The sequence below is a fragment of the Nostoc sp. genome (assembly GCF_036917775.1).
Lineage (GTDB): Bacteria > Cyanobacteriota > Cyanobacteriia > Cyanobacteriales > Nostocaceae > Nostoc.
The window spans coordinates 1-13271 of record NZ_JBALEQ010000105.1; the positions used below are offsets into that span (position 1 = coordinate 1).

Annotated in this window: 11 protein-coding genes and 1 tRNA gene; 6 read left to right on the forward strand and 6 right to left on the reverse strand. The window is 40.1% G+C overall.

From position 1 onward, the window contains the following. Positions 1–248 precede the first annotated feature (248 nt). The 3 genes from V7K69_RS21200 to V7K69_RS21210 all read right to left on the reverse strand — a co-directional run bounded on the left by V7K69_RS21200 (position 249) and on the right by V7K69_RS21210 (position 5914). Positions 249–1430 carry a CapA family protein gene (locus V7K69_RS21200; protein WP_335037904.1) on the reverse strand — a complete coding sequence of 394 codons (1182 nt, stop codon included), beginning with the start codon at positions 1428–1430 and terminating at the stop codon, positions 249–251. Positions 1431–1623: 193 nt separating this feature from the next. Continuing rightward, positions 1624–1708: transfer RNA gene (locus tag V7K69_RS21205), tRNA-Ser, on the reverse strand. 1722 nt (positions 1709–3430) lie between these two features. Further along, complete coding sequence (locus V7K69_RS21210; protein WP_335037907.1) at positions 3431–5914, reverse strand: VIT domain-containing protein; 2484 nt, start codon at positions 5912–5914, stop codon at positions 3431–3433. A 211-nt stretch (positions 5915–6125) separates the two neighbouring features. Between V7K69_RS21210 and V7K69_RS21215 the strand changes: the two genes are divergently transcribed. From V7K69_RS21215 to V7K69_RS21240, 6 genes are all read left to right on the forward strand, one after another. Further along, on the forward strand, positions 6126–6659 hold the full coding sequence (locus tag V7K69_RS21215) for a hypothetical protein (RefSeq protein WP_335037909.1): 534 nt from the start codon (positions 6126–6128) through the stop codon (positions 6657–6659). Between the two features lie 11 nt (positions 6660–6670). Then, positions 6671–7111, forward strand: coding sequence for a hypothetical protein (locus V7K69_RS21220; protein ID WP_335037911.1), 441 nt, complete (start codon positions 6671–6673; stop codon positions 7109–7111). An 11-nt stretch (positions 7112–7122) separates the two neighbouring features. Next, positions 7123–7572: an HNH endonuclease gene (locus tag V7K69_RS21225; protein ID WP_335037913.1), complete on the forward strand. Its 450-nt coding sequence runs from the start codon at positions 7123–7125 to the stop codon at positions 7570–7572. 148 nt (positions 7573–7720) lie between these two features. After that, positions 7721–7963 carry a hypothetical protein gene (locus tag V7K69_RS21230; RefSeq protein ID WP_334805345.1) on the forward strand — a complete coding sequence of 81 codons (243 nt, stop codon included), beginning with the start codon at positions 7721–7723 and terminating at the stop codon, positions 7961–7963. Next, positions 7960–8349 (forward strand): type II toxin-antitoxin system VapC family toxin, encoded by a 390-nt coding sequence (locus V7K69_RS21235; RefSeq protein WP_334844764.1) that lies wholly within the window; start codon positions 7960–7962, stop codon positions 8347–8349. Before V7K69_RS21230 ends, V7K69_RS21235 begins: the two co-directional genes overlap by 4 nt. Positions 8350–8368: 19 nt before the next feature. Continuing rightward, the gene (locus V7K69_RS21240) at positions 8369–9874 is read left to right on the forward strand and encodes an NB-ARC domain-containing protein (RefSeq protein WP_335037916.1); all 1506 of its coding nucleotides are present in this window, start codon (positions 8369–8371) and stop codon (positions 9872–9874) included. A gap of 19 nt (positions 9875–9893) precedes the next feature. On the opposite strand, the gene V7K69_RS21245 is transcribed toward V7K69_RS21240, so the two are convergent. The 3 genes from V7K69_RS21245 to V7K69_RS21255 all read right to left on the reverse strand — a co-directional run bounded on the left by V7K69_RS21245 (position 9894) and on the right by V7K69_RS21255 (position 13159). Next, the gene (locus V7K69_RS21245) at positions 9894–10598 is read right to left on the reverse strand and encodes a DevA family ABC transporter ATP-binding protein (RefSeq protein ID WP_335037918.1); all 705 of its coding nucleotides are present in this window, start codon (positions 10596–10598) and stop codon (positions 9894–9896) included. Between the two features lie 81 nt (positions 10599–10679). Next, positions 10680–11855 carry an ABC transporter permease DevC gene (devC, locus tag V7K69_RS21250; protein ID WP_335037920.1) on the reverse strand — a complete coding sequence of 392 codons (1176 nt, stop codon included), beginning with the start codon at positions 11853–11855 and terminating at the stop codon, positions 10680–10682. Continuing rightward, a complete protein-coding gene (locus V7K69_RS21255; protein WP_335037922.1) occupies positions 11852–13159 on the reverse strand; it encodes an ABC exporter membrane fusion protein in 1308 nt (435 codons plus the stop codon). The genes devC and V7K69_RS21255 overlap by 4 nt, the downstream gene beginning before the upstream one ends. Positions 13160–13271: the final 112 nt, after the last annotated feature.

Sequence of the window (13271 nt, forward strand, 5' to 3'; positions counted from 1 at the left end):
CGATTCCACTTAACTCAGCCCCTAAAAGAAGTTGGGTAACTTTCTCTTGTCTTCTATTCATTGCTGCTAAATGCAAATTAGTCCAAACTCAAGTATATCAGTTAATCAGGAAAATCCTTAAACGTTTAAGGATTTTCCTGATGGGGCTTTTCGGCATTCTAGATTCATCTTATAAAAACTTGTCAAATTAATATTTATTGTGTAACTTTTATTATAAAAATCACAAGTAGATTTTGTTTTATTGTCAGCTAAATTCCTGATCTCCTTTTCTGTACAACAACTTCGCCATTCTTATTAATCTTTACCGGATTTTTGGGAAAAGCTTGATTATTCAAATCACGTATAAGTTTCACAGTCCGAAAATGTTGATCGATTTGAGGGATTCCTTGGCGATTCATCCGCACAGGGATAATTTTACTTGATACCAGATTTCCCATAGAGTTGAGTTTAACTTCTAAAATCATCGAGTCACCCGTCTGGGCATTTGTAGACAAAGTTCGATATCCTAAAAAATTTCCTAAAGAATAGGCAATGATTTTTCCATTATAAATTTCCATCGCTCTCGGAACATGAGGCCCATGTCCTAGTACTAAATCTGCTCCCGCATCAATCATATTTCGAGCAAACTGGATTGAATTACCTCGGTTTTCTCCATAAAAAAACTCTGTCTGATTCTTAATATGTAGTGCCCCAGTCCCTTCGGCTCCAGCGTGCATCGATACTACTACAATCTTTGCTTTATTTTTTGCTTCTGCTATAAGTGCTTGGGCTGCTCCTAAATTATGGATGGAATTATACATTTCATAGGGAGAAAACCCGACCATTGCCACACGGATATTGTTAGCTTTCAAATAAAGAATTTGATTTTTATGACCTAATGTTGCAATGCCCACAGCCTCAAGATTTTTCTTTGTATCTTTGAACCCTACCGGGCCAAAATCCATTGCATGGTTATTTGCCATATTAAACACATTAAAACCAGCTTCAGCAAATAGCCGAGCATATCCAGGTGGAGATCGAAAAGCAAACACTTGTCCTCTACTAGTATCTTTAGTAGTGTAAGGATAATTAGTTAAGCTACTTTCAAAGTTACCAAATAAAATATCTGATCCTTGCAAGTGGAATCTCACTGACTTTGGTAATAATTGCTCTCGAAATTGGGGTAATCTATAGTTAGGAAAATTAGTGCCGGGAATAATATCTCCAACAGCTTTGATAGTAATAATACCTGAAGAAATTTGCTTTTTTGGTGTTAATGATCTAGGTTCAGGAATAGCAAAGGGTAATGATACAGGTTCAGTGGGTGTAGTCGCAGCGTTTAATTGCTGTGATTGCCCAAGCCGAATAACGACTCCTATACTAATACCCAGATATAAACAGATACTGATAAAACTAAATGAAAACCCTTTCTCCAAGCTGATATTTGCCATCGTTCACTCCTCACACGATGGCATTAGTTTATCCCAAAAATTTGGGTTGGCGCTGTATATTTTAGTGTTTTTGGGCAATATTTGACTCAGTAGACACGTAAATATAAGAACGTTCCACTTGCAAATAATTATACTTGCCAGTTTTCAAGCCAAACACAATTTGTTTGTCCAGTTCTTGAGAAATATTTTTAAACGGAGAGGGGGGGATTCGAACCCCCGTTGGGTTTCCCCAAAACGCATTTCGAGTGCGTCACCATGAACCACTCGGACACCTCTCCAGATATTTATTCACGCATTCGAGTATCTATTTTATATGCAAATGCCGTGAATTGAGGGAAATGTTAACTCATTTCCTATACTACTATAACATTAGCCCTTGATCTGCGTAACAGAATGCTTCGAAAACACCAAAGGCTAATTACAGCGATTTTCAGGTAAATAGACCATAGGTAGGGGCGCAAGGGCTTGTGCCCTACCACGGATGTGGTTCAAATACATGAAAACTGCTGTAAGGGTTGTAGACATCAAATATCTTTGCTTTCTATGATTTTTTGGTTATACCAATTTTTTATGAAGCTGCATAGAATTCGATCCCCCCTAGCTAGCCCACGCCAGTCGCTCCACTACAGCGCTTCGCGCATCCTGCGGCGGGGGAGACCCCAGACGCTCGCAGATTCGCTAACGCGTAGCGTTTTGCAGAGAAGACCGCGCTGGCTCCCCTTAATAAGCTACGGTGTACACACATCTCTGTGCCAGGTGCAAAATGTGGTTTGATCCCCCTAAATCCCCCTTAAAAAGGGGGACTTTAAGAAGTTTTCCCCCCTTTTTTAAGGGGGGTTAGGGGGGATCAAAACGTTGTGAGGCTAGATTATCAGACTTGTGTGTACACCGTAGCCTTAATAAGGAGGGAACCAGAAAAACATCAATCAAAGTCCCCCAATTTATCGGGGGATTTAGAGGGATCAAGATATGTGCAACTTCACATTAAATTGGTATTACACCTCTGCATTTTCGTATTCATGCAATGAATAAGTGTTGTACGTTATACGTACTAAGGGACTTCCAAGAAATAAATTATCCAAATAAACGAACCGCAGAGACACAGAGAACACAGAGGGATAAGAGATAGAGAGAATTATTTGCGTTAGTTTTGGAATATTGTTTTATTTGGAAGTCCCTAAAGAGCCATTAATTTCTAGATTAGAGTTTATTGTTTATTGATAAAAGTGTACAAACTATTGCACCAAGCATATAAACCATAGACGTGTCAGCATCTTTTAAAACTAGAATATAAAACATAGACAACACTACAAAAACAAGTACCGTTAATTTCAACATAAAACTTAACAATTTCAGCCATAACTACGAAGAAAATACATCAGAAGTATGTCTTACGTTTTGTGAAATTGTTGCTTGCAGAAAAATATTCTAATTTTGAATAGCATTTAAGACTTCAGTATGGAGAAATTATTGAATCTCTATTTTTAATATATTTCTGAAGTGAGTGTTTACCTGATTGTAATTATGACAGTTTTTTTTGTGGTAGTAACTAATCTAGACAAAAGTACTTGTATCAAGTACTTTTGCTAAAAAAACTGGTTTACAAATCTGAGCCAATTTTGTTGATGTATTTTTCACTTTTCTTACTTCTTTGAATCTAGATATGTCACCAACCTAACGGTAGCAAAATTGACTTATCTTGTATTACCACTTAGAGTTTTTTTGAAAAGGGGTTGATTCGAAAAGTATTGCACCCTACCTCACAGATATAGGTTTTTTTATTTTGGCATGAGTGGGCACTCTCAAACAGAGTTCTAAATCTGGTTCAAATAACGAAATTTCATTCTTGGGTGGGAAATCAGAAATTAAAATTTGAGTCTCAACCAACAGAAAAACCCCATTTCAGCCACATTTGTTAAATACCTATACCTGTGAGGGGGTAGCGATGCCTACGCCAACCCTTTTAGCGATCGCTCTCCACTATATTAATAAAGGAGCAATTACGGTTGAATCCGAAGTGTTAACAGCACAGTACTGGTGAGAGTCTGGGAGGGTAGCCAAGCTAAAAGCGATCGCTTAATTAATTCAATCACTGTCTGTTCCTTCAGAGATGAAGCCTGCTCATCCAGTACTAACTGTCTCACCCGTCCCCGGCTAAGTTGGAATTCAAACACCAAATCACCACCAAAACCTCTAGGGAGTTGAATTGATTGCAAGTATTGAGTCAACAGAAAAATCATCTGCTGATTCAATCCTGTCACGTTCACAACCTCTAAACGAGGAACAGAAGATTCTTCTTTGTGTAAGGCTTTTGAATCTTCCAATTGTGGCATCGATCTTTCGGGAACTGATAATAGGCTATCAAGATTACTAAAATCATCATCATCTGCAAATCCGATTTCTAGCTCTGATGCTGGAATATCGCGTTCCATCGCCAATGACTCCATTTCTTCAAACCGTTGCATCGGTTTTGCGGGTGCAGACATTGGGGATGGTGGTGGTAATACAGACATTGGAGATGATACGGGTGGTGCAGTTTGTTTCTTTGCTTCCCTGCGACTCCTTGCCATTCCATCGCCAGGAGCAGCAGCAAAAGGTACGTTACTAAAAATACCTTCATGACTGATTGCTTCAGGGATTTCTACAGGTACTTGCACAGATATAAAATCTTGGTTGGGATTGACTCTGATATCATCGCTGACAGCAACAAAAGCGGTATATTGCGATAACAGTTGATAAGTCAGAGCCGTATCTGTCAATACTTCCACACGTCCCTTTGTGTCTCCACTCACCATTTGATTCATTAAATCCTTGATGCGGGAACGTCCCCAAAGTTGAGCAATAGCGGGATTACCTGTTTGGGGAAAATTTAGGTAAAAACTGTGCTGATAACGCCTACCACCCGCAGCAATGCCAGTGATGTGCAACTTTCCAGAATGCGCGTCTGGTTTGCGTCCAAATAGCACTAATGGTTGCTCTGCAAATAAATCTGGTAGTGTAGAAGGATACATAATTGGGGATTCACCATCACCCTCCCATTGCAATTGGATATTTGCGAGAACTGGATTATTTATTTGGCGGAAGAATTTTTCTACCACCTCATCTACAGGTTCATCGTGACGAATAATCCGAGCAATACCCCGTCCTAATTCTGCAATCCGATTGAGTAAGAAACGATTTACCGAACTACCTGCACCAAAGCTATGAAGGCGGGTTCCTGGCTGGAGACGCTGTTTAACTTCTGCTAAAATTTGGTTTTCGTTGCCGATATAGCCATCAGTTAGTAAAACAATATTTCGCAAGCGTCCTGGATTTGTGGCTTTTAAATTTAAGACGGTGCGAATACCGCCTAACATCTCCGTTCCACCGCCAGCGTTTAAGCGATTAATATAGTTGATTGCTAATAAACGATTTGCAGAAGTATTGGGAAGGGGAACGGGTGAGAGTTGCTGTGTGGTATCGGAAAAATCAATAATGTTGAAGGTGTCGTCAGGGTTGAGTCCATTGATAAAACGACGCATCAATTCCTGACATTGCATCAGTGGTTCGCCACTTTGAGAACCGGAGGAGTCGATGAGAAACACCATATCTTTGGCGACAATCTCATCAGCATGGTACTCACAGGCGGGAATCAGGTATAGTGCAAAGTGTCCACCCCGTTCATCAGCTTGAGTCAGCGTGGTTGTTTGGATGTTATTACTGGCAACTTGGTAACGTAAAATTAGGTCTTTGTTGGGTATGGTATCTCCACCTCCTAATTTGATATTTACCAACTGTCCTTCACGGATGATTTGGATTTGGTGAGAGGGTGAGTTAATATGTTGAATCTCAACGCCAGCATTAATTTCTATGGTGACATTAATATCATAACGCGATCGCATTCCTGACGGTAGAATGGGAGCGTTTAAGCGAGAAGCATCTGGAACTAAATCGGTATCTTGATTTAAAGTCATGGGTGCAATGGCTGAACCACCCCCAACTGCATCTTCTGCGATGGTGATTCCGGGAATGTAACGGGGGCCAACAACCATTGGGAAAACAAATTCGTAATTTCCACCCTCAAATTTTAGGCTGTCGCTGTAGCGAATAATCACATCGATTTGTTCCCCTGGCTTGATGTTTGCCAGAGATTGGGTGAAGATATTGTCTCGTTCTTGTTCGAGGAGTCCGGCTGTCTGTCCTTGTTTTCTGGCTTGTTCGTAGATAGCTACAGCTTCTTGGCGTTTTTTGATGCTCCCTTGAATTGTGCGATCGCCTATGCGAATCAGCATATCATCAACGGCGGCTTCATCGGGCAAGGGGAAGATATAAACGGCTTCTAGGGTTGTGGTAAAGGGATTTTCAAAGCTTTGGGTAACTTCCACCCGTGAGATGCTACCAGTGATTTTGGCTTTTACTTCGGTGTGTTTGAGGGGAAAGGCAATCTGTTGGCTGGAGTTTTGCAGATATAAACCACTGGGTTGTTGTTCTAGGGTTTGAGTCATAATATTTACCTGACGCTTTTGTTTGCTGTCTCTAGCGTAAATGTGTTTTTCTGGGAAATATGCTCAGTTTTGTGTTCAGTTAATGCTCAGTAGTAGGTTCACTTGTAAATAATGATTTTCAGTAAAATTGCCAGTCTAGTTACTGTATACGTGTTTTATACTAAAAACACGTAATCTAAATTACATTAATATACCCTATAAACTTAGAACAGTGAATAAGTCACAGGCTATTAAGCTACTTGAAGATGAAGGATGGACAACAGCAGATGCTAAACGTGCATTAGAGAAAATTGACTTTAAGACTAATCCTGATGAAATCACTATTCGTAGAGCTATTTCACATTTTGCTGGTTCTGAATTAATCAATCGTCAGCGTCTTCAAGCTGCTCAGAAAGGTTTGGTAACGAAGAAAACAAATGAGCTTGAGCGGAAAGAAAAGGAATATGCGGCAAAAATCGATCAGCTTATAAATTATCAAAGACAGGAAAGGGAGAAACGCGAAAATGAAATTCAAAGCTCATACGACAAAAATAATCTTGTAGAAGATAGGCTCAAAGCTATAACTTCTCAAAATAAGGATTTGATTGTTGTAAATGAGCGACTCATGAAAGACAATAAAGACTTAAAAAATTTAGTTGATGAAATCAGACTAAAACTAGCTATAAACACCAAGAAAATTCTTCAGTATGAAGATAGTGAAATTCGGAGAGCGGTAATTCATTTATTCAAATCTACCCTGGGGTAAAAAGTAACTCTATGACTGAGCTTAAAACTAAAAAAACAATTTTCAATGGGATGAGTTACCGCGATACACAACGTGTTAACTCAAAAAATAGAAACAAGCTGAAGCAAGAAGATATACACTGGCTAAAAACAGAAGGTTACAAGAATGTTGGATGGAATAACCTCATCAGTCTCTATCATAAAATAAAGGATTTTTTAGATAAATATCAATTCGATGACTTGACCCTTGAAGAATTATTTTTAGAAGCAGACCGAATTGGAAATAAATATCTCACTTCTCAAGAAATACAAGAGACTAATTACAAGTTAGCTAAAGAAGTAAATGAAATCGCAGAAGAGATAGATAGGCAGTATCCTGATACAGAAATAGAAATTATTGATTTTAGTAATAAAACAAAAAAAACATATAAAAGGCAATCTAATCAGAAGTCATATAGAACTATCAAATATTAGAGGAAGATCCTGTGAACATTCAAGGAAAAGAACTGAATGAATTATTTAATATTGCAGATGAAATTGGTAGCAAGCGGTATCATAAACTAACTCATCAAGATTTTGAAAATTATAGAAAATTCGATTACTGGCGATATGTTAATGGTGATTATGAGTGTGGTACAACCCAAGAAAGTAAAAATTGGGTGAGAGATAATTCAGACTGGTACTGTCCAATTTGTGGAGACAAGTATGCTGAAAAGGGTGGTAAAACAATAGATCATAAGCTTCCTAGATCGCAGTATCCTTGGTTATCAATGGAATTAAAGAATTTCTGGGTAATTTGTCAGACGTGTAACCAAGAAAAGGGTGAGATGCACTGGTATGAGTATGAGCATTATATATTTGTTCGCTATCCTGATTTTTATCTTGGTGTAAAAGTTGCACGTCCTAGTCAGTTGCTTCAGTCTCTCAAAGAATAAAAAATCTCGGCTCCTTTCGTTGAAGGAATAATTGCCGCTTTTTATGCACCTACGAAAAATTATTAACCGATCCAATATCGAATTTATAGTTTTTTGTAGCTAAAATTGGGTTATTAGAATTGTTTGGCAATAATTTAGGAGTTGAAATATGAATGCTCACAAGATAAAAATCGTGTTAACTGAAGATGGAACTCTGACGCTACAGGGTTTACCTTTTCATGCAGGCGATGCTGTGGAAGTGATTATTCTGGAAGCGAAAACTCCAGATAAGCAAGTAGCACTAAAATCTCAATCAGATACAAATCTTTATCCTTTGCACAATACACAGCCTTACCGTTATGAAGATCCAACTGAACCTGTAGCTGTGGAAGATTGGGAAGTTTTACAATGATTGTACTTGATACTCATATCTGGGTTTGGTGGGTACAGAACGATTCACGACTGACTCAAAAACAGCAACAATGGTTACAAGATTACGAATCTGACGGTTTAGGAATCAGCATTCTTTCTTGCTGGGAAGTGGCGAAATTAGTAGAAAAAAAGCGACTAATTTTGCCTGTAGATATTGATAAATGGCTAGAAGCTGCTTTAGCTTATCCGGGAGTACAACTATTAAATTTGTCTTTGCCAATAATAGTTGATTCAACTCAATTAAATGGATTCCATAGCGACCCGTTTGATCAAATGATTGTGGCTACAGCAAGATTTTATAATTGTCTTTTATTAACTGCTGATGCTAAAATTCTTAATTATCCTGATGTGCAAACGCTCAAATAGTGAATTATAAAGTTGATGTATGTCAAACTCGCTGAAAGCATCAACAGCAGGACTCGCAATTATAGAAAAATCCCGTCAACGTCTAGGTTGGACAAAAACTAGCACCGCACGCTGGTGGCAAGATGCCCATACATCTAGAGCTACTTTACGTCGATTTTGGCAAGGCGATCGCATTCAGCGAGAAATCTTCATCGCTATCTGTCAAGCTGTTGGTATTGGAAACTGGGAAGCGATCGCAGAATTATCCAATGCAGACTTAGAATCTACTGTAGTTATCCCCACACCTTACTTAGATTGCAATGAAGCGCCTGATGTCGAAAGCTTCTATGGACGAAATCAGGAATTGGCACAATTAGAAGAATGGATCGCTAGCCAAAAATGTAAATTAGTCACTATTAACGGTATCGCTGGTATTGGCAAAACCGCCCTATCACTGGCTTTAGTAGACCGGATTCAGTTAAAATTTGATTGTTTAATTTGGAAGTCTCTGCAAACTTCCCCATCTCTGATTTCTCTGCTGAATAGCCTGCTAAACTCCTTTGAGCAAGGCGTTGTGCAGAATATTCAACAAGGTACGACACAACTCATAGAGCAGTTACAAAAACGTCACTGTCTATTGGTATTGGATGGATTAGAGGCTATTTTATCCCAGCCAGAAAACCTCAGCTATGGTCAATTTATCCAACAACTAAGTCGAGAACGGCATCAAAGCTGTATTCTGATTAGCAGCCGTGAACAACTAAAGAATATCGAAATTAATACAAAAACATCTCGCTGTTTAAATCTCAAAGGGCTGCCAAAAGCAGAAGCTATAGAATTATTACAATCAAGGGGATTTACAGGCAAAGAACTAGGGTTATCGGCATTAATTCAACTTTATCGCGGTAATCCATTGGCGCTGAAACTGGTAACACCCTTGATTCAGTCTGTATTTGGCGGGAATATTGCTGCTTTTTTGAGTCAGAATACTTTAATTGTGGGCGATCGCTTGCGTGTAATTCTCAAACAGCAATTTGAGCAACTTTCCGGCTTAGAGCAAGACATTCTCTACTGGTTGGCAATTTGGCAAGAACCTGTCTCATTCTCTCGATTGCAAACCCATTTGCTAATATCCGTTGACCCAGGTATGGTTTTAGAGGGCATTGTAGCCTTAGAAAGGCGATCGCTTTTAGAAAAATGGATCAGCGATTATGAACCCTCATTTACATTGCAACCCCTAGTAATGAAAGTGGTGACAGATGAATTGGTGGAATATGCTGCTCAAGAGATTTATAAGGTTATGCAGAGTCATGATATTCGTCATTTTCAGATATTGCGAACCCATTGGTTGCTACGACCGGGTACTGACGATATTGCAGGCGATCGCATATTAACTCAACTTTGGAAAAAGCTTTGGCATTTGTATGGTACAACTCTTCCACAAATATTTAATCAGATTCTGTTGTTGTTAAATGGTCAATCTCCTTTAGCAATGGGTTACATCAAGAGTAATGTTGCAATCCTCTCAGGAATAGAATCAGTTTAATAAAAAACAACCAACCTAACTAACTGGCTGCAACAACAGCACCGTCATTTACTAATTTGCCATCTTCCATGTAGACAATGCGATCGGCAATATCTAAAATGCGATTGTCATGAGTAACCAAGAGAATGGTACAATGCTGTTCTTTAGCTAGGGTTTGCATCAGGTTGACCACATCTCGTCCCGATTTACTGTCAAGGGCGGCGGTGGGTTCATCTGCTAAGACAATTTTAGGACGACCTACCAACGCACGAGCGATCGCAACTCTTTGTTTTTGTCCCCCAGATAAATCATCAGGATAATAATTCAGGCGATGCCCTAATCCTACCTCTTCTAACATTTGGGCTGAACGAGTTTTCATCTCTGCTGGCGAAATATTATTATGCACTTCCAAGCCCATTCTGACGTTCTGGAGTACTGTTAAGCTACCGTGCAAGTTATGCGCTTGGAAAATGTAGCCGTTATTGCGTCGCACCTGGGTAAGTTGTGCTGTACTAGCACCACAAAGTTCTTGTCCCAATATCTGCAAACTACCGGATTGGGCAGAACGCAAGCCGCCTGATAAGGTCAGAAGTGTCGTTTTCCCAGAACCAGAAGGGCCAGTCATAATAATAATTTCACCTGCGTTAATATCCAGGTTGATATCAAAGAGAACCTGCTTGCGGAGTTGGCCATTACCAAAATAGTGGTCGAGATTTTTAACAGAGATTACAGGTTGACTACTCATAAATATCTTGATTACTCGTGATGCTCGTCATTTATCATTTGTCCTTTACAAATGACCAATGACCAATGACAAATGACAAATTTAAAACATATCTGCGGGGTCAGCTGACTGTAATTTACGGGTGGCGATCGCACCAGAAATTATACACATTACCATTGTTAGGATTAGCACTGTGGAGGCGCGTGCTACGGTCATGTAAAGTGGTAAATTGGTGGCGTTGCGAGTTAAAGCATAAAGTCCTAAAGGTGCGATTGCTCCTGGGATAAAGCCCAATACTGCCAAAATGATCGCCTCTTCAAATACCACACCTAATAAGTAAAGATTGTTATATCCCATTGCCTTGAAAGTGGCGTATTCTTTGATATGGGAATTTACATCTGTAGAAAGTACTTGATAGACGATGATCACGCCCACCATAAAGCCCATTGCTACACCCAGGCTGAAGATAAACCCGATGGCTGTATTTTTTTTCCAATAATCTGTTTCAAATTCGATAAATTCTGCTTTGGTGAAAACTTTAACATCATTATCTAAATGAGATGCTAAAGCTGCTTTCACCTGTTTTGCATCATAGCCTGATTCTAGTTGAATCAAACCTAAACTGACACTACTTGCTTCTCGCTTCGGAAATAGCCGCAAGAAATTCTGGTCGCTGGTAATCAGGTTGCCATCAGCTGCAAAGGAAGCGCCGATTGAAAATAAGCCGCTAATGGTAATCGTCCGGCGGTCAATTTCAGTCGTTACAGGTTTCCCTTGTGCAACTTGAGCGATCGCTTCTTGATAATCTCCTCTAGAGGCGCGATCGAATAGTAGGGTATCTGGTAGCTTCACCCGATCTATCTGACCATTCACATCTGGTAAGTTAAAAGCTTGCTTTTCAGGATTAATCCCGATAACTAAAACAGATGTCTTCTGGCGGGTTTTAGGATTCTTCCAATCGACAATGTTGACATACATTGGTTCTGCTGACTTCACCCCCTGTACATCCATTGCCTGATACAGCCGCCGCCGCGTAAAGGTGGACGCATTTAACAAGTTACGGGCTTGAGGACTAACTAGCAAAATGTCAGCCTGGATACTGTTGTGCAGCTTAGTATTACTGTCAAACAAGGCGGTCTGAAACCCTAGCTGCATGAACATCAAAATATCAGCGAAAGCAATACCTCCCAATGCCACCAACAGACGGCTTTTTTCGTGACTCAGTTGTAGCCATCCTAAAGGGGTTCGCTGCCGCAGTTGTTGAATAAATCCAATCATAGTTCTATCACTGCCTTTACTTGCAGATTGGTAAACTTGGCAGCTTTGATGGTAGATGCTTCATCTAGTCGCACATGAACTTCTACCACTCTGCCGTCAATATTGCTAGAAGGATCGCTGTTGACAAGATTTTGTCGCTGTATCTGCATCCCAATCCAATCAACAGTTCCCTGTAATTCTCCAGGAATGGAATCGCTGATTACCTTTACCTGTTGCCCCGATCGCACTTTGTTAATATCACTTTGGTAAACTTCTGCAACTGCATACATCTGGTCGGTTCGACCTAATTCTACAATCCCGTCATTAGAAACGGTTTCTCCGGCTCGTGTATGAATCTTCAAAATTTGTCCTGCTTCGGGGGCGCGGACATAAGCTTGATCGAGTTGCGCTCTAAATTTTGCCACAGTCGCTTGAGCGCTGTCTACCTCTGCTTGGGCGTTGGCAATATCTGTAGGACGGACTTCAGCTGTTTGGTTAAGAGTGGCTTTGGCTTCGTTAATTTGTTGTTGCAAGCTAGCGAGGGTTTGGTTGCGGTTCGCTTTGGCTTCTTTAATCTGCTGTTTTAAAGTAGCGACAGTTCTTGTTTTGTTGGCTTGGTTTTCAATTACCTGCTGAGTAGAAGTTTCTGCACTCAAGCGTTTTTGATCGGCTTGCTGACTGGAAATTGCCCCTGCTTTGTATAAAGCTTCGTAGCGTTGCACTTCTACTTGAGCGTTCCGCTTTTCGGCTGCAACGCGATCCACCGTTGCTTGTAAGCTCTCTCTTTGTCCTTGTAAGTCGGCTTCTAGGCGATCGATTGTGGCTTGCTGAGTTTTGATGTTTCCCTCTAGTTCGGCTTGCAGACGGCTGACAGCAGCTTGCTTTGCTCCAATTTCTCCCTGTTTTGCTCCCGCTTTTACCTTGTCAAGGTTGGATTTGGCAACTTGAACTTGTTTTTGGGCTTCCACTAAACTAGCTTGCAAGCGATCGCGGCTATCCATAATGGCAATTACCTGTCCAGCCTTGACGCGATCGCCTTCTTTCACTAAGAGTTTCTGAAGCAGACTTCCCTCAGTCGAAGAAGTTGCAGATAATTTCATTACTTCTCCATTCGGTTCTAAGCGTCCTAATGCTGTAACTGTTTTTACCACTGGTTGAACAGCTACTGGCGTAGCTGGCTTCTCATTAGCCGTAGCCTGAAACTTTAGAACCGTATAAACACTAGCTCCACCGATTAGCAAAGATGTAATTACTGCTAGTGTAAGAGGCGATCGCAAAAGATTTTGGGAAGACTTCAAATCCTCTAGTTTCCAGTTCTGTACCATACTGTTCACCTTTTACCATTAGCATTAATTGAACTAAACTGTTCAGTTCAATTAATGCTAAACTAAACGGAGTAGTTTAGTCAATAGTCAAAAGTCCAACTTGGCAATTAAA